The sequence below is a fragment of the Actinomyces faecalis genome, assembly GCF_013184985.2.
Lineage (GTDB): Bacteria > Actinomycetota > Actinomycetes > Actinomycetales > Actinomycetaceae > Actinomyces > Actinomyces faecalis.
Genome location: NZ_CP063418.1, coordinates 1,743,818 through 1,763,222 on the forward strand (window position 1 = coordinate 1,743,818; position 19,405 = coordinate 1,763,222).

Sequence of the window (19,405 nt, forward strand, 5' to 3'; positions counted from 1 at the left end):
CTAGTCCTCCTTGTCAGTGGCGGTCAGGTGATCGGCTACGCGCCAGGCACCCGAACCGTTCGAGCCCTTGACCAGGACGGCGTCCCGGGGTCGTAAGGGTGACTGGTCGGAGTCCAGCAGCTCGATCGCCGACTGTACGTCAGGCAGCTCGATCGTGCGCACCCCGGCCTGGCCCGCCGCCTGCGCGGCTGGTGCGGCCCCCTGACCGATCGTGACAAGCACCTGCGCCCCGGCCGCCGCGACAAGCTCACCCGTACGGGCGTGGTCCGCCTGGCTGGCGCTGCCCAGCTCCAGCATCTCGGAGATGATGACCACACGACGACGGTCTCCCGCCAGCGACGGCAGAGCCTGCAAGGCAGCGGTCATGGAGTCGATGTTGGCGTTGTAGGAGTCGTCGACCACCAGCAGGCTCCCGCGCTCACACACGTCCATCCGGTGCGGGCTCTCCATGCCTGCGCCGGCCAGCCCCTGGACCACGTGCGAGGGCTCCAGGCCCGCGGCCAGGCACAGACCGGCTGCAGCCAGGGCGTTGGCCACGTTGTGCCGTCCCGGCAGGCCGAGTCTCAGGCGCTGAGGCTGGGCGCCGGGCAGGTGAAGGTCGAGCACCGCGTGGGCCTGCTCGTCCAGCTCGACGTCGCAGGCGCGCAGGTCTGCTGCGGGGTCACCGTCAGCGGAGAAGGTGAGCACACGTCCGGGAGCGAGCTCTCGCATGGCGGCTGCCCTCGGGTCGTCCAGGTTGAGCACCGCGACCCCGGTGGGAAGCAGACCGGTGACGATCTCGCTCTTGGCGCGTGCCACGCCGTCGACCGACCTGAAGCCGCCCATGTGGGCGTGCCCGATCATGAGGACCGCCGCCGCGTCCAGCGGAGCGATCGAGGTGAGGTAGTCGATGTGCCCCGGCCCTGAGGCCCCCATCTCCAGCACCAGGTAGCGCGTGGTGGGCTGCGCCCTCAGGACCGTCAGGGGCAGGCCGATCTCGTTGTTGAAGCTGGCCACCGGAGCGACCGTGGGAGCCTGGGCCGCCAGGACCTGACGGGTCAGGTCCTTGGTCGTGGTCTTGCCGACCGATCCCGTCATCGCGACCACGCTCAGGGTCTGTCCTCGCTCAGCCGCCTGCTCGCGCAGCCGAGCCAGGTGCGCGCGAGCCAGGCCTCCTAGCGCCTCCACCGTGTCCGGGACGACGACCAGCGGCAGGGAGTCAGGGTCCCGACCGGCCTCGGCCATCGCCGAGCGCACGGCGTTGACGTCACTGACCAGCGCGGCCACGGCACCCTGGGCCGCAGCCGCGGGTACGTGCCGGTGCCCGTCAGTGCGCTCTCCGACGACGGCGACGAACAGCGACCCCTGACCAGCCTGCCGGGAGTCGGTGACGACATCGGTCACGGTCGGGGCACCCGCTGCGCCGTCCCCGGCAGCCTGGACCGAGTCCGTGAGCACGCCCCCGGACATCGCGGCGATCTCACGCAAGGTGCGGTCAGTCATGCTCGCTCCCGGTCCGCGGCCCGTCCTCTGAGACGGTGGGCCACTTGGCCTCGACGGCCTCCCGCATCACAGGAGCGTCGTTGTAACGGATGAACTCCCCGGCTGCCTCCAGGAAGGGCTCGTGCCCCTTGCCGGTCACGATGACGGTGTCCTGCGCGCCGCACAGCTCCACCCCGCGCCGCACGGCGTCACCGCGCCAGGTCGTGACCTCCTCGACGTCCTCCATCCCGGGGCGCACCGCGCGCACCCCTGCCAGGACGGCGTCACGGATGAGCTGAGGGTCCTCCGAACGAGGGTTCTCGTCGGTGACGACCAGGACGTCCGCCAGGCGTGCGGCGACCTCACCGAGCATAGGGCGCTTGCCCTGGTCCCGGTCCCCGTCGGAGCCGAAGACGACGATGAGCCGTCCGGGGGTGATCTCCCGCACAGCCTTGAGCGCGAGCTCCATCGCCTCGGGCGTGTGCGCGAAGTCGACGATGCAGGTACCACGACGGCCGTCACGCTGGCAGACGCGTTGCATCCGACCGGGGATGTTGTGCGCGTGGGCCAGCGCGTGCACGGCTGTGTCCGCCGGCACGCCTGCCCTCAGGGCCATGACGAGGGCGAGGGCCGCGTTCTGGACGTTGACCAGGCCAGGGAGCGGGCAGGCGGCCTCGATGTGCTCGCCGTCAGGGCCGTGAAGGGTGAAGGTCGTCGCCGCTCGCGTCATGGAGACCGCGGCGTCGCTCACCCACCAGTCAGTTCCCTGGGACGGGTCGAGCGTCGGGTCCGGACCGGGATAGGCGCGTACCCGGTCCACCTCCAGCGCACCGGCCTCAGCCACCCGCCGGGCCAGGGCGGCGCCCCACCGGTCGTCCACGCAGATCACGGCGTGACGCGCGCGCTCGGGGGTGAAGAGCTGTGCCTTGGCGTCCAGGTACTCCTCCATCGTGTGGTGGAAGTCCAGGTGGTCGCGCTGCAGGTTGGTAAAGCCCGCGACGTCCACCCGCGTCCCGCCCAGGCGGTGCAGGACGATGGCGTGGCTGGAGGCCTCCAGGCTCGCTGCTCCCACGCCCTCCTCCACAGCCAGCGCCATCATCCGCTGGAGGACAGGAGCCTCGACGGTGGTGCGCGGCGACTCCACCGACAGCGAGCCCACGCTCAGCTCGACGGTGCCCGCGATCATGCAGCCACCGTGGTGCGCCGCCAGGATCGCCTGAAGGAAGTAGGAGGTCGTGGTCTTGCCGTTGGTCCCGGTCACGGCCGTGGTCACCAGGTGCTGGCCAGGGTGGTGGTAGACCACTGCGGCCAGGGGACCGACGACCTGGCGCGGGTCAGGGTGCACCAGGACCGGGACCCGCGGCAGCTCGGCCCGCACGCGCGCCGCGCCGTCAGCGTCAGTCAGGACCGCGACGGCTCCCGCGGCCACGGCCTGGGCGGCGAAGTCCGCCCCGTGCCTGCGAAAACCTGGGAGGGCCGTGAACAGCTCGCCTCGGGTGACGTCCCCGGAGTCCACGCTCACGCCGTGGACCAGTACCTCAGACAGGTCCCCTCCGGCGTCGTCCAGCGCGTGAAGGTCCAGCTTCCTGGCCAGCTCAGCCAGCGTGGTCGGCGCCTGGGAGCGCGGACGCAGCACCGCTGCCGACTCGTAGGCCTGGTTGCTCATGGTTCCTCAATCTATCGTGGCTGTGCCTGCCTGAGGGTCAGGCGGGACCGTGCGTGCCCTGGTTTCCTGACGGTCATCCCTCAGCGTCCTGCGCCGCCTTCTCGGCCAGGACGTCCGCCTCGGCCGCTGCCTTGGCGGCGATGACCATGGGGTCCGGGGCGATCCCCAGGGCGTGCATGCAGGCCAGGGCGATCTTGCGGAAGACGGGCGCCGCCACCGTACCGCCGTACGTACCACCCGGCCGGTAGACGATGACAGCCACGGCGATGGCTGGATCGCGCGCCGGTGTGAAGCCCACGAAGGAGGCTACCGTCCCCGGCTCGGTCAGGATCTCGGTGGTACCGGTCTTGCCGGCCACCAGGTAGCCGTCGATCGAGGCAGCCTCAGCGGTACCGCCCTCCTGGGTGACACCGATGAGCATCTCGGTCAGGGTCGTGGCGCTGTCCGCCGAGATCACCTGCACGCCCTCAGGCTGGGCCTGCGAGGTCTCCTCACCCTCAGGGCCGATCCAGGCGTCGATGACTCGGGGGGCGACCCGCACGCCCTTGTTGGCCACCGTGGCCAGCACCTGTACCGCCTGCAAGGTGGTACCGGCGACTCCCTGACCGAACATCGTGGTGTAGCGGGTACGGGCGTCCCACTGGGTGTAGTCACCGAGGATGCCCTCGGACTCGGCCGGCATCTCGATACCGGTGAGGTGGCCGTAGCCGAACTTCTCCATCACCACGTGCCGGTCCTGGTCACTGACGCGGTCACCGATCTGCAGCGTCCCCACGTTGGAGGACTCCGCCAGTACCTGGGCCGCGGTCAGGACCTGGACGGGATGGTCGTGAGAGTCCCGGAAGCTCTGCCCGTTCGGCGCCGTCCAGGTGTCGGGGACCTGGAACTGGTCCTGGGGCGTGAGCACACCCTTGTCCAGGGCCGTCGCGAAGGTCATGACCTTGCCGACGCTGCCAGGCTCGAAGATCGCCTGGACGCTACGGGCGTTACGGTCGGCCTCCGCCGTGGCGCCGGGGTCAGCGGGGTCCACGGCGCGAGAGTCCGCCAGGACCAGGAGCCGACCGGTGGCCGGCTCCATGACGACGACGCTGCCCCAGTCCGCTCCCTGGGCCTGGACGACCTCGTCGATCGCCTCCTGGGCCACGGCCTGGAGGTCCGGGTTGATGGTGGTCCGTACGGTGGTGCCAGGGACGGCCTCGACCTCGTCGTGCTCGCCGGTGGGGATGATGGCGCCGGTCTTGCCGATCTCGACGCTGCCGCGTCCGTCCACGCCGGTGAGGACCTTGTTCTGGGTCAGCTCAAGACCGGCTGAGCCGATGAGCTCACGTGCCTCACCCTCATAGGTGTATCCCACGACGTTGCCCGCCACCCGGCCAGCCGGGTAGCTGCGACGTGTGCGCTGGTCAGGCTCCACGCCCGGGATCTCCAGCGCCTTGATCCTGCGCCACGTGTCGGGGGCGACCGCCTCCGCGATGACGACGTAGGTGGACTCGCCCACCATCTTCGCCCCTAGCTCCTGGGCGTCGACCCCCAGGACCGGCGCGATCCGAGCAGCTGCCGCGGCCGCGCCGTGGCCGACGACGGTACTCACCGTGCGGCCGGTCGCGGGGTCCTCCCGGTCCTCCTCGTGCAGGTACTGGGCGATCTTGACCTGGTTGACGCCGATGTCGTAGGAGATCGACGACGTCGCCAGCACCGAGCCGTCACGTCCCAGGATCTGTCCACGCTCAGCACGGTTGACCCAGGTAATGGTGCGCTCAGCCTTGGCCTTGTCAGCCAGGGCAGGTCCTTCGACGACCTGAAGCCAGGCGGTCCTGGCGGTCAGCACGCTGAAGCCGGCCAGGCCGAAGAGCTGGAGGGCACGACGGCGGCTGGGGTTCACGGCTGCTACTTCGCGACCGCTGCCTGACCGGCAGACAGGCTGGAGCTGGTGAGGTCCACGACGCCGGGAGCCGCCGCCGGCACCATGCCGAGCTCGGTGGCGCGCTGGGTGAGGTGGTCCGCGGCGGAGGCGTCCTGCACCTGGGAGCGAACAGTGTCAATGTGGTCGTTGACGACGTTGAGCTCGGCCTGTGCGGACTGCATCCTGAAGGCCGTGGTGGCCATGGAGGCGTTGAGCAGCATGGAGGCTGCCAGGGCGCCCGCCAGGATCAGGACAACGACCATGAGGAAAGGGACCGTGGACCGGGCAGGGGCGATCCCGCGCACGACGTAGAGCGCCGGGCGCTCGGACTCAGCCGGTGCAGGGCGTCGGGAGGGGGCTCGCATGGCGGAGGTCGCGCTCATCGGGTCTTCCTTCCGTGTCGTCGTCGGGTAGTGGGTGGTGCCGGCTCGCTCGCGGGAGCCTCAGCGGCTGGTCGCAGACGGGTGACGGCTCTCAGCCTCACGGGCGCCGAGCGCGGGTTGGCGGCCAGCTCCTCCTCGTCGGCCTGCTCGGCCCCGTGGGTCAGCGCCTGGAGGTAGGCGGCTGCGGTCTCAGGGACGAAGGGCAGGTCCTCGGGGACGCTGGCACGGGTGCCGGCAGCGATGGCCTGCTTGACGACGCGGTCCTCCAGGCTCTGGTAGGACTCCACCACCAGCCGCCCTCCCACACGCAGGGCGTTGAGGGCTCGTGGGACCGCTCGCTCCAGGACCTCGAGCTCGGCGTTGACCGCGATGCGCAGGGCCTGGAAGGTCCGCTTGGCGGGGTGCCCGCCCGTCCTCCTCGTCGCGGCCGGGACAGCCTGACGGACCAGCTCAGCCAGGTCCTGGGTCGAGGAGACCGGGTGACCGCTGCGCCTGGCGCGCACGAGAGCCTCGACGATCCTCGAGGCGAAGCGCTCCTCACCGTAGGTACGCAGGATCCGGACGAGCTCTCCTGGCTCGGCGGTGTCCAGGAGCTCCTGGGCGGTCATCCCCTGCGACTGGTCCATCCGCATGTCCAGCGGGGCCGGACGGGCGTAGGAGAAGCCGCGCTCGACGTCGTCGAGCTGGAGGGAGGACACGCCCAGGTCCATCAGGACCGCGTCGACGGTGGCGTCCCCGTAGGGGGAGAAGTGCCGGGCGACGTCATCGACCTCGTCGTAGGTGGCGCGTACGGCCTGGAAACGGGAACCGAAGCCCTCCAGGCGGGCGCTGGCCAGCTCGATGGCCTGGGGGTCGCGGTCGATACCGACGACCGTCAGCGTCGGGAAGCGCCGCAGCGCGCCCTCGGTGTGGCCCCCCATGCCGAGTGTGCAGTCGATCATGACCGCAGGACCCTGGGCACCCTCGATCGCCGGCGCCAGCAGGTCCAGGCAGCGTTGGAGGAGTACCGGGGTGTGACGGGAGGCCGCCTGGACGGCGAGGTCCGTCGTCGGCTCGGCGTCCCGGGCGGCGTCGGCCGGTCCCGGCTGCGGCGCAGTGGGCACGTGCTCCTCCTCTCTGGTGGTTGGTCATGACGTCAGGGGCTGAGAGCCTCGGGGCCCGGCCGTCCTGCCAGGACTCCACCCGCTCTTCCGGCGCCGGGGAAGTGGCGTCGGACGACTTCGGGTAGAGACCTCACGAGACGGCCCGTGGGCGAACGAGGGTCCTCAGCGGTATGCAGTTGTGGTTCTCCGTGCTCCACGGCCCGGTCGGGGTCGGGCTAGAAGAAGCCGGGGATGATCTCCTCGGCGGTGTCCGCGAAGACCTGCTCCTGGGCAGCCAGATAGGTCTGCCACGCCTGGGCGTCCCAGATCTCCACACGCGCTCCAGCCCCGATGACCGCCAGGTCCTTGGACAGGCCCGCGTAGGCACGCAGCGGCGCAGGAAGCGTGATGCGCCCCTGCTTGTCGGGGATCTGGGAGTCGGCGCCCGAGAGCATGACGCGGACGTAGTCGCGTGCCTGCTTCTGCGCGAGGGGGGCCTCTCGCAGCTGGGCGTACATGCGCTCGAACTCGGCGGTGGTGAAGGCGTAGAGACAGTGCTCCTGACCGCGGGTCAGCACCACTCCCCCAGCCAGCTCCTCACGGAACTTGGCCGGGAGGATGAGCCGGCCCTTGTCGTCGAGGCGAGGGGCGTGCGTACCCAGGAACACCAGGACCACTCCTTCCCCTCGACGACCCAGTGCGCCCCACAGTACTCCACTTTGCTCCCCTTTCACCCACATTGAGGATGCGATGCGACCAAACAGTGACCTGGAGGCACAGATATCCAGGGAAAGACACGGTGGAGCACAGTGGAGGGACCGTGGCACGCACAGGCCACCGGCGCGTCGTCCTGGCGGCCGCGTGTGCCCCTCCTCACCCCGATCAGGGCGCACCGGCGCTCACAGCAGGCCCGGCAGGGGCGCGCACGGCTGAGGTGGAGGGAAGTGGGGGACGCATGGGGCGGGGACCAGGGGACACTGGGAACAGGAGCACAAGGAAGAGGCGGGAGACCGGCAGCGGCAACCTCACCACGCCTTTGGCGGCGTGTATCCACCTGGTCGGGGCGTGCTCCCGCGTCGTCGGGGCGTGCGTCCACCCGGTCGAGGCGTGTATCCACCCCGTCGAGGCGTGCGTCCACCCGGTCGAGGCGTGCGTCCACCCGGTCGAGGCGTGCGTCCACCCCGTTGGGGCGTGTGCTCAGGATGACGGCGTGCCTAGAGACGTTCCCAGGCACGCCGTCATGTTCCATGCACGCCTCCGCCCACACAGAGCACGCCGTCATGTTCCATGCACGCCTCCACCCACACAGAGCACGCCGCCAAGCCCCGTATGCACGCCGCCACCAAAGAGGACAGGCCCTGTCCCCGTTGACAGGGGCAGGACCTGTGGTGACAGCCGCTAGGACGGGTCAGTCTCAGCGCTCGTTGTCGCGCCGGCGCTCCCAGCGCTCGGACTGACGGTCCATGAAGGAGGCGCGGCGAGCCGGACGGCTGGTACCGGCAGAGCGAGTCGCACCTCGGCCTGCTCGCAGGCTCTCGGTACGGGTCAGCATGAGCGTCACGCCCCACACCGCGAGCGCGAAGCCAGCCACCCCGATGAGGATCGAGACGATCCCGTGCCCGACCGCGACACCGACGATGACCACCGTCAGCCCCAGCAGGACCAGGGCGACACCAGCGCCGACATGACGAGGAGACAGGCGGCCAGGCTGCCTGTCACCCTGCCGCATCGAGCTCACCAGCGTGGGGTCGTCCTCGTGGAGCTGTTCCTCGAGGTCGCGCAGCACCTGCTGCTCGCGCTCTGTCAGTGCCATGGCTCCCCTCGCTTCCGTGACGTCGCAGTAGTGTGGCCTCGCCCTGACAGCCGCCCCGCCCTGACAAGGTCGGCGCTGACCACGCGGGTCGGACCCGTTGAGGACCAGGATAGGCGCCAGTCCTGGCGGAACGGAAACCGGACCCCACCTCCTGGGCACCTCGCTGCTCAGGACCGGTGCCGGCTCCGAGGCTCCTCGGGACCGGGTGGCTGCGTGCGGCTGCGCGTCTGGGACCTGCCCGGCAGCAGACTCGCCGGCCCCACGACCGCCGCGCCCCACCGACGCCTGACCGCGTCCGCCGCCCTCTCAGAGGCGCCACGCCGCGGGTCCTCGTCCAGGGCCAGCTGGACGCCGTCGTCGCCGCGCACGAGCCCTTCGCAGCGTACCCCGAGCAGCCGGTACCCGCCGGGCGGGACCGGTAGACCAGCGAAGAGGGACTCGACGACGGCGAAGACGTCCCTGGCCAGGTCCGTCGGCGCGCTCAGGGTCCGCGAGCGCGTCAGGGTCGTGAAGTCCGCTCCCCGGGCCTTGAGCACCACGACACGGGCCCGGGTCCCGCTGTCCCTCAGCCGCTCGGCGCACTGGTGGGACTGGTCGAGCAGGACACGACGGGCGTCCTCGCGGCTGGTCAGGGTGTCGAAGAAGGTCGACTCCGTCCCGACCGACTTCTCCTCACGCCCCACCGTCACCGGGCGCGGGTCGATCCCGTGAGCCAGGTCCCACAGGTGGCGGCCGGCCGCGGTCCCCAGGATCCTCTCCAGACGGCGCACGTCGGTCGCCGCCAGGGTACGCACGTCGGTGATGCCCCACCGGGCCAGCGCCTGGGCGCTCTTGTCCCCCACACCCCACATGGCCCCCACCGGCAGCACGTCGAGGAAGTCCTGGGTGGCCCCTGCCGGCACCAGCAGCAGACCGTCCGGCTTGGCGTGGGAGGAGGCAAGCTTGGCCACGAACTTGGTCGCCGCGATGCCGACGGACGCCGGCAGCCCCAGCTGGCTTCGTACCTGGGAGCGGATCCAGCGACCGATGACCACCGGCGAGCCCATGCGGCGCCTGGCGCCTGAGACGTCGAGAAAGGCCTCGTCCACGCTGACCTTCTCCAGGACCGGCGTGACCTGCTCCAGGATGCTCATGACCTGGCGGGACACGCGCGAGTAGTGGGCGTGACGTACCGGGAGCACCACGGCCTGCGGGCAGCGGCGCAGCGCCTGGCTCATCGACATCGCCGAGCTCACGCCGTAGGCACGGGCCTCGTAGGAGGCGGCCGAGACCACACCACGTCCGTCCGTACCTCCCACGACGACGGGACAGCCCACCAGCTCAGGGTGCTCCAGGAGCTCGACCGAGGCGTAGAAGGCGTCCATGTCCACGTGAAGGATCGGTGTGGCGGAGTCGTCCTCGCCCCAGGAACGGCGCGCTGCCTCGTTCCTCGGTGCTCGACTCATGCCTCCAGGCTAACGTGCGCCTGTGACACCACGACGCCGTTCCAGGGCCTCCTCCGCCACCACCCGTTCCCGCCAGGCCCCCAGCCTGGAGGACCTGCCCACCGGGCCGGTGACCACCAGCCTGTCCGTCGCCCGCCTGGAGCGGAGGGAGAGCGGGGTGCTTCTCCTCCTGGACGACACGGAGTCCTCGTGGATCGACCTGCGCGACCCGGCCCACCTCGACTTTGAGTACCAGCAGCAGATGAACGCCGTGCTGAAGGTGCTGATGCCTGAGCCCCGCCCTGTGCGGGCCGCGCACCTCGGCGGTGCCGGCTGCGCGCTGGCTCGGGCCTGGGAGGCGCGCCGTCCCGGCTCCACCCAGCTCGCTGTCGAGATCGACGCCGTGCTGGCCGAGCGCGTACGCCGGTGGTTCGACCTTCCGCGGGCCCCGCGCCTGCGTATCCGGGTGGGGGACGCGGCCGAGGTCGCCCCGAGCCTGCGGCCGGGCGAGTGGGACGCCGTCGTGCGCGACGTCTTCGCCCGCGGCTCGGTGCCCTCAGGGTGCCAGGCCGTCCAGTTCCACGCCGCCTGCCTGCAGGCGCTGGCGCCGGGAGGGGTGTACCTGGCCAACCTCCCCTCGCTGCCCCGGCAGGAGGCCGGGGCCGACCTTGCGGCAATCCGTGAGGTCTTCCCTGCCGTCATGGTGGTGGCCGACCCGGCCCACGCACGGGGCAAGCGGCGCGGCAACCTCGTTGCCCTGGCCCGGCGTGAACCGTGGAGCGCAGGCGAGCGCGATGAGATCGAGCGCGCCGTGCGTCGTCTGCCCCTGCCGGTGCGGACCTGGCTGCCCCAGGACCCGGCGCTGCCGCGAACCTGAGATGGACGACGGCGGGGCGAGCCCTGAGGAGGTGGGGAGGCCAGCCGCTCAGAAGCTGGTCTGCCAGCGTCCTGAGCGCAGGTGGCGGCGCGTGGCACGGCGCGAGACCAGCAGCCCGGCCATCCCCACCAGCCACACCGCGGCCGTGGTGGCGACAGCCAGGCGGAAGTCCTCGGCCGAGCGGTTTCCCCCGGTCAGGTCCAGCACGACGCCCACCAGCTCGACGGCGAGGATCGTGGCCGTGAAGCCGCCGGTGTTGACCAGGCCCGTACAGGTTCCCCACCGGCTCGGCGCGTTGAGTGAGCGGGCGACGTCGAAGCCGATACCGGAGTAGGGCGCCGTCACCCCCAGCACCACGGCAGCCAGGAAGGCGGCCAGGACCGCCTGGGGCAGGAGCAGACCGGCTATCCAGGCCCCCACCGACACCAGTGCCGAGACGATGACGACGGTCGAGCGGTGGGCGGGCAGGCGTGAGGAGAGAATCCCGGCGCTCATCCCACCTACCACCCCGGCCGCGGTGTTGGCCGTCAGGGCCGCGGAGGCCGTAGACGCCGATACTCCCAGGCCCTGGGTCATCCAGGACACGCCCCACATCAGGGTCAGCACCGCAGCCGGGAACATGCCGATCCAGTGGCAGAAGAAGCCCAGCCAGGTACCGGGGTGGCGCATGACCACAGCCATCGTGGTCCCTGTCCTCTCACGCCGCCCCACCTGGGCCCCTGCCTGTGTCCCTGGTGGCACGTCGCGGATGAGAGCGAGGCCGGTCATCGCCACCGCCATCGAGATCCCCGACATCGTGGCGAAGGTCGTGGTCCAGCCGCGGGCGTGGAGAAGGGCGAGGAAGGGGACGGCGGAGACGACCTGCCCCAGCTGTCCGAAGACCGAGACCAGCTGACTCATCAGGGGCACGGTCCCCAGCGGGAACCAGGTGGGAAGCAGGCGCAGGGTGCTGATGAAGGCCGTCGCGTCGCCTGCCCCGACCAGGACACGGGCCGCCACCGCTGCCGGCACCGAGGTGGCCGTAGCCATGAGGAGCTGGCCGCAGGCCACGACCAGGCCGCCGGTCACGAGCACGCGGCGTGAGCCGAAACGGTCCAGCAGGAGCCCCACGGGGACCTGGGCCAGGGCGTAGACCGCCAGCTGCAGCACGACGAAGGTCGCCAGCATGCTGGCTCCTCCTGGAAAACGCTCACTGGCCTGAGGGACCGCTACCGCGAAGGAGGTGCGGGCGGCCACGGCCAGGACGTAGATGACGGCCGCGGGCGCCAGGACGAGCCATGCGCGCACGCCTCCCAGGGGCGGGGAGGCGTGCGCAGGCTCCGAGGCGGCGTCGGTCACGGTAGGGGTTGGTCCCGGCCGTCGTGAGGACGTGGCTCCACCCCCGTCGAGCCCGGGTACTGCAGGCCAGGATCCGTGCCGTTGGCCTCCAGGAAGGCCTCCAGACGGGCGCCGATCTCGTCGGCGGTCGGTACGTCAAGCATGCGGGAGACCCCCTCCACGTCAGCCTTGACCGGCGCGACGGCGTCGTACTGGGCCTCCAGGGCCGAGACCACGGCAGCCACCTCCGGCTGCCCTGCGGCCTCGGTGTCGATCTCCGCACGGTTGACGGCAGCGGCTGCCTCCAGGTCACCCAGCGGCAGGGCCAGCCCCGTGGTCTCCGCCACCCCAGCCAGCAGCGCCGCGGCGCCGGCCGGGTAGTCGTCCCGCGCCACGTAGTGCGGGATACCGGCGGTCAGGCCCCGAGAGCTCAGCCCGGCCTCTCCCAGCCGAAGCTCCAGCAGCCCGCTCATGGACCCGGGGAACTCAGCGTGTCCGAAGAAGTCGGGCTGCTCGGGAAGCTCCTCCGGGCGGTTGCCGTGGTGATGGACGTAGACCGGACGGGTGTGGGGCACCGCCAGCGGCATGCCGGTCATGGACACCGCCTGGCTCACCCCCATGGTGAGCGCCAGGTGGGTGACCGCCCCGACGAGCTCCTCCCACCGGTAGTCCGGCTCGCTGCCGTGCAGCAGCAGCAGGTCCTCACCCTCGTCGTCCTGGAGCAGGTCGAGGACCAGCTCGGGCATCTGGACCGAGGTGTAGGTGTGGGAGCTGAAGGTCATCATGGGGCGGCGCGCCCGGTAGTCCATGAGGGCGTCAGTGTCGAAGGTCGCCAGGCGCTGCCACGGGAGCGTCATGAGCAGCTGCTCGACGGCGAGCTCACCGGCGTGGCCGGCGTCCATCGCCCCGTCCAGGTGGTACAGAAGGACCCTGGGTGCCACAGGCTCCCCCGTGGGGCGCTCAAAGCTGTAGAGCGGCATGGGCATCCTCCTTTCGTGCCGAGCAGTGCAACGCACCTCGTGGTGACCATGTTCCCACGTGCTGTTCGCCGTCGGCGTCTTCCGCACGGTCCGGTCAGGAGAATAATGGACCGGCCTGCCCACGCACCTTCCTGGTGCCGCCGGCAGCCTCACGACCTGCCCCGTCGAACAGACAGCGAGACAGATGCCTGCGTCATCATCGTCACCGTCCTGCGACCCGTCCCAGGCCCAGCAGCCGGTCTCGGCCCGCGAGCGCGAGATCAGCGCCGAGCAGCGCGTGGTCGACCTGGCCTACGGTGAGCTGGACCGTCAGCTGGAGGCCGCACGCCGGTCCCTGGCCGCCACCGAGGCGCAGGGGGTGTCCGGCACCCACCAGTCACGTGGTGAGCGGGACGCCTACGCCGTGCACTACTCCAGCCTCATCACCTCGCTGGAGGGCGTGGAGGACCGCCTGGTCTTCGGACGCATGGACCTGGCTGCTGACGCCGTCGACGCCGCCAGCGCCAGCCCGGTCACCCACGGCGGCCGGCGCCACTACGTCGGACGTACCGGCCTGCAGGACGAACGGCACCGCGAGGTCGTGCTGGACTGGCGAGCCCCGCTGGCCCGTGCCTTCTACCAGGCCACCGCGTCCAGGCCGATGGGGCTGGTGCGCCGCAGGCACATCAACACCCGTGCCCGTCGCGTGGTCGGCCTGGAGGACGAGGTCATCGACGTCGCCTCCCTGGACCGCGACGGCGCTGGCTCAGGCGACGACGGCACCCCGGCTCGCGTGGCCGCTGAGGGCCTGCAGGGAGAGGGCGCGCTCATCGCGGCGATGAGCGCCGCCCGTGACGGGCGTATGGGCGACATCGTGGCCACGATCCAGGCCGAGCAGGACCGCGTCGTCACCTCTGACGGCAGGGGCGTCCTGGTGGTCCAGGGAGGCCCGGGCACCGGCAAGACCGCGGTCGCCCTGCACCGGGTGGCCTACCTGTTCTACTCCGAGCGCGAGCGGCTGGAGCGCTCCGGCGTTCTCCTGGTCGGCCCCTCACGCACCTTCCTGCGCTACGTGGAGCAGGTCCTGCCCTCGCTCGGTGAGACCGGAGTGGTGTCCACCACCATCGGCGACCTCGTGCCGGGCCTGCACGCCCGTGGCACCGACTCACCGGCCGTCCACGAGCTCAAGGGACGGCAGCTGTGGGCTGAGGTGCTGCGCCGGGCGGTACGCAGCCTGCAGCGCGTGCCCGGCTCCCCTCGCGAGATCATGGTCCAGGGCACGCGGCTGCTCCTGGAGCCGGCGGACGTGCGTGAGGCCATGAGCCGGGCGCGACGCTCAGGCAAGCCGCACAACCTGGCGCGCGAGACCTTCGTGCTGTGGCTCCTGGAGCGCCTGACCGACCAGTACGCCGCCGCTACCCGGCAGGACGCCTCCGACCCTGAGACCCGGGCGTGGATCCGCGAGGACGTACGCACCGCCCGCGACGCCCGCAGGGAGATCAACCTGTGCTGGATGCCGACGACGCCCACAGGTCTGCTGGAGCGCCTGTGGTCGCGTCCGGCGCTGCTGGAGCAGGTGGCCCCCGAGCTCAGCCCGGCTGAGCGGGAGAGCCTGTGGCGCGAGCCCGGCTCCCCCCTGACCCCGGCGGACGTCCCGCTGGTCGACGAGCTCGCCGAGCTGCTGGGTCCCAGCGAGGACGCCCAGGCCCGTCAGGCCAGGCTGGAGGCCCGCCGGCGTGCCGAGCTGGTCGACTACGCCGCCCGCGCCATCGAGTCCCAGGACCTGGGCGGCGGCATGGTCAGCGCCGAGATGCTGGCTGACCGGATGGCGGACTCCGGCCCGTCCCTGACACTGGCCGAGAGGGCGCGGGCCGACCGCGGCTGGACCTACGGGCACGTCGTGGTCGACGAGGCCCAGGAGCTGGGCGACATGGCCTGGCGGGCGCTGGCACGCCGTTGCCCGGTACGGTCCTTCACGGTGGTCGGGGACCTCGCTCAGTACTCCGGGCCGCACGCGCCCTCCTCCTGGGCCGAGGTCCTTCAGGTGCTGGGGACCTCTCACGTCCCGGCACGCCGCGGCGGGCGGACGGCGAGCAGGTCCGCGTCCACGCCGCTGCGCGAGGAGGTGCTCACCGTGTGCTACCGCACCCCGGCCACGATCATGGACGCGGCTGACGCCGTGACCAGCGCGCTGGGCCATCCACCGGTCTACCCGGTGAGCTCGGTCCGCGACCTGCCCGGGTGCCTGGCTGCCGAGGAGTTGTCGACCTCACCGGCCGCGGCAGACTCCCAGGCCTGGGCCGCGCACCTTCGTCAGGTGGTGGCCCAGGAGCTGACCGCCCTCGACGAGGCCGTCGGTCCCCAGGGCGGGCGCGTGGCCGTCATCGCCCCTGACGCGCCGGCCGTGGCCGCCTGGCTCGGCCAGGACGCCACGCTGGCGGAGGCGATGACGGCTCCGGGCGGGGACGTGCTGCGAGCCAGGCTCGCGGTGATGGGACCGGTGCTGTCCAAGGGGCTGGAGTTCGACGTCGTCGTCCTGGTGGACCCCTCCGAGATCGGGCGCAGGAGCGCCGGGGACCTGTACGTGGCCATGACCCGGCCCACGCGCCGGCTGCGCGTGGTCTCGCGGACCGCGCTGCCGCAGGGCCTGTCCGCGGAGCATCCGGGCGAGCCAGGTCACACTCTCCTAGGATGAGGGTGAGGCCACACCCGCGTCGCCCCTCACCCCCTCACAAGGTTACGCAACCGTAGGTTACGGTTACGTAGGCAGCGGATCAGCCCCGCCCGCCTCGCGCCCCAGGGAAGGAACCTCGGATGAGCGACACCTCGCGCCGCTACCTGCGGCCTCACTACGCCCCCGGCGTACCTGCCACCATCGCTCCTGTCACCGAGCCGCTCTCGCGCATGCTCGACGACGCCACGCGCCGCTTCCCCGACCACGTCGCCCTGGACTTCCTGGGGGCCACGACCACCTACGCCCAGCTCTCTCGCCAGGTCGCCCAGGCTGCTGAGACCCTGCGCAGGGCCGGGGTGGGACGCGGCGACGTCGTCGGCCTCATCCTTCCCAACTGCCCTCAGCACGTCGTGCTCGCCTATGCCGCCTGGCGCATCGGCGCCATCGTGGCCGAGCACAACCCTCTGGCCCCTGCCGCCCAGGTCCGTGAGCAGATCAGCATCCACCACGGCAAGGTCATCATCGCCTGGGAGAAGACGCTGGCACGCCTGGTCCAGGCCTCCGGGTCGCTGCGCGCCGCTGGGCTGGCCGACCTCCAGGTCTACTCCGTGGACCTTTCTCGCGGCCTGCCGTGGACCAGCCGCCTGGCCCTGCGCCTGCCGGTGGCCGCCGCCCGCGCCCAGCGCTCAGAGCTGCGCGGCAAGGTCCCGGCTGGCGTGCGCTCGTGGGACGACGCCGTCGCCGCCTCCACCCCGCTTCCGGCCGGGCACCCCCTGCCGGACGTCGACGAGACCGCCGTCCTGCTCTACACCGGCGGTACGACCGGCAGCCCCAAGGCCGTGCGACTGACCCACACCAACCTGCGCTCCAACGCCGAGATGAGCCTGGCCTGGGCCTCCCAGACCTGCGAGACGGGCCAGGAGACCTTCTACGCGGTCCTGCCCTTCTTCCACGCCTTCGGGCTCAGCCTGTCCCTGCTGTGCGCCGTGGGTCTGGCGGCCACCCAGGTGGTCCTGCCCAAGTTCAGCGCTGACATGGTGCTCACCGCCTGGAAGCGCCGCCCGGCCACCTTCTTCCCGGGCGTGCCGGTCATGTTCGACCGTATCGTCTCGCGCGCCAGTGCCACCGGCGCGGACCTGTCGAGCTGCAAGATCGCCGTGTGCGGAGCGGCCGCCAACCCCAAGGCCATCGCCCAGGCCTGGGAGGAGGCCACCGGCGGCACCATCATCGAGGGCTACGGCATGACCGAGGCCTCCCCCATCATCCTGGGCAACCCCATCTCCCCTGAGCGCCGTGCCGGGGCGCTGGGCGTGCCCTTCCCCTCCACCGACGTGCGACTGGTCGACCCCGAGGATACGGACACCGACGTCGAGCCCGGGCAGGTCGGTGAGCTACTGGCGCGCGGCCCCCAGGTCTTTGCCGGCTACTGGGAGAACCCTGAGGAGACCGAGGCCGTCCTGCTGCCCGGGGGCTGGCTGCGCACCGGGGACCTGGTTCGCCAGGAGGACGACGGCTTCTACGTCATCGCCGACCGGCGCAAGGAGCTCATCATCTCCGGGGGCTTCAACATCTACCCCACCGAGGTCGAGGCAGCCGTACGCTCGATGCCCCAGGTCGAGGAGGTCGCCGTCGTCGGCCTGCCCGGAGGCGAGAGGGACGCTGGTAACGAGCGCGTCGTGGCCGCGATCCTGCCCAAGGAGGGCCAGACGGTCACCCTGGAGCAGGTGCGTGCGTGGGCCGAGCAGACCCTGTCCCACTACGCGCTGCCCCGCCAGATCGCGATCCTGAGCGAGATGCCCCGGTCCCAGATCGGCAAGGTCCTGCGCCGGGTCGTGCGCGAGGAGCTGCTGGCCGCCAGAGAGGCCGCCAGCGGGGCGGCCGACGCCGTCGCCTCGGCCTCCGTCAGCGCGGCCGCTTCCCTGGTCGAGCGTCTAGGTGAGGCCCAGGGTGCCCAGTCCAGGAGCACCCACGTCTCCTCGGCCGCCCAGGCCCACCAGAGCGAGGAGGGCGACCGGTGAGCACTGCAGCTCAGCACACCAGCGTCGGCGCGTCCTGGGACGCCGCACGCTTCCACCGCCCGGGCTACCAGCCAGGCATCCCCGCAACCATTGAGGTCCCCGACTCCCACCTGTCCGAGCTGCTAGAGACCGCCGCCCGCTTCTACCCCGATCGCGTCGCCATCGACTTCCTGGGCTGGACCACCACCTACCGCGAGCTGCTGGAGACCTCCGAGCGGGCCGCCCAGGTCCTGGCTGACGCCGGGGTGCGTGCAGGCGACCGGGTCGCCCTCATCATGCCCAACTGCCCCCAGCACGTCGCTGCCGTCTACGGCGCCCTGCGCCTGGGGGCGATCGTGGCGGAGCACAACCCGCTGGCCCCGGCAGAGCAGGTGCGCGCCCAGCTCGACCACCACGGCGCCCGCGTCGTCGTCGCCTGGGAGAAGGCCGTCGGCCTCGTCACGGACCCCGCTGCCGAGCGCGATCCCTCCGTCGACCCCCTGGGCGGCAGGACCGTCTTTGCTGTGGATCTGTCCCGTACCCTGCCTGCGCACCTGCGCGCCGCCCTGCACCTGCCGGTGGCCAAGGCTCGCCAGACCCGCGCCTCGATGAAGGCAGATCGTCTGCCCGCCGGAGTCCGCTCGTGGGACGTCGAGGTCGCCCGCAGCGGGCGTCTGCCCTCCTCATGGCCCTACCCGGTCGGCAGCGACGTCGCCGTCCTGCTGCACACCGGAGGGACCACGGGCACGCCCAAGGCCGCCATGCTCACCCACACCAACCTGCGGGCCAATGTCAACCAGGCCATGGCCTGGGTACCGATGCTGCACGAGGGTGGGGAGAGCTTCCTGACCCTCCTGCCCTTCTTCCACGCCTTCGGGCTCACCTTCAACCTCTTCTGCGCCGTCCAGAAGGCCGCCACCCAGGTGATGATGCCCAAGTTCGACGTCAAGGAGGTCCTAGCGGCGAACAAGCGCCGTGCCCTGACCTTCTTCGTGGGTGTGCCGGTCATGTTCGAACGCATCCTGCGCGCGGCGCAGAAGGCCGGAGCGGACCTGACGAGTCTGCGCTACGGGGTGTGTGGCGCGGCGCCGATGCCCGCCGAGGTTGGTGCGCAGTGGGAGGAGCTCACCGGCGGGTACTTCGTCGAGGGCTACGGCATGACCGAGACCAGCCCCATCATCGCCGGCACCCCCATGGGGCCTACCCGGCGCCTGGGGTCCCTGGGGCTGCCCTTCGCCTCGACCGACGTGCGTGTGGTGGACCCTGACGCCCCGGTCATCGACCCAGAGGTTGAGGTTCCCGATGGTCAGAGCGGTGAGCTTCTCGTGCGCGGCCCCCAGGTCTTCGCCGGCTACTGGCAGGACCCGGAGGCTACCGAGGCGGCGTTGCTTCCTGGCGGCTGGCTGCGCACCGGGGACATGGTGCGCCGTGAGGAGTCCTTCCTGTGGATGGCTGACCGACGCCGCGAGCTCATTCTCTCCGGCGGCTTCAACGTCTACCCCTCCCAGGTCGAGGCGGTGCTGCGACAGGTTCCGGGTGTTGCGGACGTGGCCGTGGTCGGCACGGACAACGGCTCGGCCAGTGAGACCATCGCAGCCGCCGTCGTGCTGGACAAGGACGCCTCAGGCCAGCCCACCGCTGAGGGCCGGGCGCTGAGCCTGGAGGTGCTGCGCTCCCACGGCGAGAGGCTGCTGCCTCACTACGCCCTGCCCAGGCGCCTGGAGATCATCGAGGAGATGCCTCGTTCGATGATCGGCAAGGTGCTGCGCCGTGAGGTGCATGAGCTGCTGGCGCGGCGAGACCGGCACGGCTGAGCGTCCTGCGCGGCGAGGCGGCTGGGCACCCGGCG

14 protein-coding genes are annotated in these 19,405 nt (G+C 71.4%); 4 read left to right on the forward strand and 10 right to left on the reverse strand.

Translation table 11 applies throughout. From position 1 onward, the window contains the following. From HRL51_RS07500 to dinB, 8 genes are all read right to left on the reverse strand, one after another. Entirely contained in the window at positions 1-1,482 is a 1,482-nt protein-coding gene (locus HRL51_RS07500) for a UDP-N-acetylmuramoyl-tripeptide--D-alanyl-D-alanine ligase (protein WP_172191050.1), read from the reverse strand. After that, positions 1,475-3,127, reverse strand: a complete 1,653-nt coding sequence (locus tag HRL51_RS07505) for a UDP-N-acetylmuramoyl-L-alanyl-D-glutamate--2,6-diaminopimelate ligase (RefSeq protein WP_172191052.1) — start codon at positions 3,125-3,127, stop codon at positions 1,475-1,477. Before HRL51_RS07505 ends, HRL51_RS07500 begins: the two co-directional genes overlap by 8 nt. Before the next feature lie 73 nt (positions 3,128-3,200). After that, a complete protein-coding gene (locus HRL51_RS07510) occupies positions 3,201-5,009 on the reverse strand; it encodes a peptidoglycan D,D-transpeptidase FtsI family protein (RefSeq protein ID WP_172191054.1) in 1,809 nt (602 codons plus the stop codon). 5 nt (positions 5,010-5,014) lie between these two features. After that, positions 5,015-5,413, reverse strand: coding sequence for a cell division protein FtsL (ftsL, locus tag HRL51_RS07515; protein WP_235954423.1), 399 nt, complete (start codon positions 5,411-5,413; stop codon positions 5,015-5,017). Further along, entirely contained in the window at positions 5,410-6,516 is a 1,107-nt protein-coding gene (gene rsmH / locus HRL51_RS07520; protein ID WP_172191056.1) for a 16S rRNA (cytosine(1402)-N(4))-methyltransferase RsmH, read from the reverse strand. The genes ftsL and rsmH overlap by 4 nt, the downstream gene beginning before the upstream one ends. Positions 6,517-6,731: 215 nt before the next feature. Further along, entirely contained in the window at positions 6,732-7,163 is a 432-nt protein-coding gene (mraZ, locus tag HRL51_RS07525) for a division/cell wall cluster transcriptional repressor MraZ (protein WP_172191058.1), read from the reverse strand. Between the two features lie 746 nt (positions 7,164-7,909). Then, the gene (locus HRL51_RS07530; RefSeq protein ID WP_172120899.1) at positions 7,910-8,308 is read right to left on the reverse strand and encodes a DUF3040 domain-containing protein; all 399 of its coding nucleotides are present in this window, start codon (positions 8,306-8,308) and stop codon (positions 7,910-7,912) included. A 167-nt stretch (positions 8,309-8,475) separates the two neighbouring features. Beyond that, positions 8,476-9,753: a DNA polymerase IV gene (gene dinB, locus HRL51_RS07535; protein ID WP_172191070.1), complete on the reverse strand. Its 1,278-nt coding sequence runs from the start codon at positions 9,751-9,753 to the stop codon at positions 8,476-8,478. A gap of 22 nt (positions 9,754-9,775) precedes the next feature. On the opposite strand from dinB, the gene HRL51_RS07540 reads away from it, so the two are divergent. Then, a complete protein-coding gene (locus HRL51_RS07540; protein WP_244960133.1) occupies positions 9,776-10,609 on the forward strand; it encodes a spermidine synthase in 834 nt (277 codons plus the stop codon). A gap of 48 nt (positions 10,610-10,657) precedes the next feature. Here the strand turns inward: HRL51_RS07540 and HRL51_RS07545 are convergent, their stop codons facing one another. Next, positions 10,658-11,947, reverse strand: coding sequence for an MFS transporter (locus HRL51_RS07545; RefSeq protein ID WP_172191072.1), 1,290 nt, complete (start codon positions 11,945-11,947; stop codon positions 10,658-10,660). Continuing rightward, the gene (locus tag HRL51_RS07550) at positions 11,944-12,912 is read right to left on the reverse strand and encodes a PAC2 family protein (protein ID WP_172120902.1); all 969 of its coding nucleotides are present in this window, start codon (positions 12,910-12,912) and stop codon (positions 11,944-11,946) included. Before HRL51_RS07550 ends, HRL51_RS07545 begins: the two co-directional genes overlap by 4 nt. A gap of 178 nt (positions 12,913-13,090) precedes the next feature. Here HRL51_RS07550 and HRL51_RS07555 point away from each other — a divergent pair, with 178 nt between their 5' ends. The 3 genes from HRL51_RS07555 (at position 13,091) to HRL51_RS07565 (ending at position 19,370) form a co-directional block, all read left to right on the forward strand. Beyond that, positions 13,091-15,580, forward strand: coding sequence for a HelD family protein (locus tag HRL51_RS07555; RefSeq protein WP_172191074.1), 2,490 nt, complete (start codon positions 13,091-13,093; stop codon positions 15,578-15,580). Positions 15,581-15,699: 119 nt separating this feature from the next. Then, a complete protein-coding gene (locus HRL51_RS07560) occupies positions 15,700-17,577 on the forward strand; it encodes an AMP-binding protein (RefSeq protein ID WP_172191076.1) in 1,878 nt (625 codons plus the stop codon). Next, positions 17,574-19,370 (forward strand): AMP-binding protein, encoded by a 1,797-nt coding sequence (locus tag HRL51_RS07565; protein ID WP_172191078.1) that lies wholly within the window; start codon positions 17,574-17,576, stop codon positions 19,368-19,370. Before HRL51_RS07560 ends, HRL51_RS07565 begins: the two co-directional genes overlap by 4 nt. The last annotated feature ends 35 nt before the right edge of the window (positions 19,371-19,405 follow it).

Bases quoted from the DNA above. Each gene is read 5' to 3' on its own strand.
- HRL51_RS07500 (WP_172191050.1), bottom strand. From the start codon at position 1,482: ATGACTGACCGCACCTTGCGTGAGATCGCCGCGATGTCCGGGGGCGTG.
- HRL51_RS07505 (WP_172191052.1), bottom strand. From the start codon at position 3,127: ATGAGCAACCAGGCCTACGAGTCGGCAGCGGTGCTGCGTCCGCGCTCC.
- ftsL (WP_235954423.1), bottom strand. From the start codon at position 5,413: ATGAGCGCGACCTCCGCCATGCGAGCCCCCTCCCGACGCCCTGCACCG.
- HRL51_RS07530 (WP_172120899.1), bottom strand. From the start codon at position 8,308: ATGGCACTGACAGAGCGCGAGCAGCAGGTGCTGCGCGACCTCGAGGAA.
- dinB (WP_172191070.1), bottom strand. From the start codon at position 9,753: ATGAGTCGAGCACCGAGGAACGAGGCAGCGCGCCGTTCCTGGGGCGAG.
- HRL51_RS07550 (WP_172120902.1), bottom strand. From the start codon at position 12,912: ATGCCCATGCCGCTCTACAGCTTTGAGCGCCCCACGGGGGAGCCTGTG.
- HRL51_RS07555 (WP_172191074.1), top strand. From the start codon at position 13,091: ATGCCTGCGTCATCATCGTCACCGTCCTGCGACCCGTCCCAGGCCCAG.
- HRL51_RS07560 (WP_172191076.1), top strand. From the start codon at position 15,700: ATGAGCGACACCTCGCGCCGCTACCTGCGGCCTCACTACGCCCCCGGC.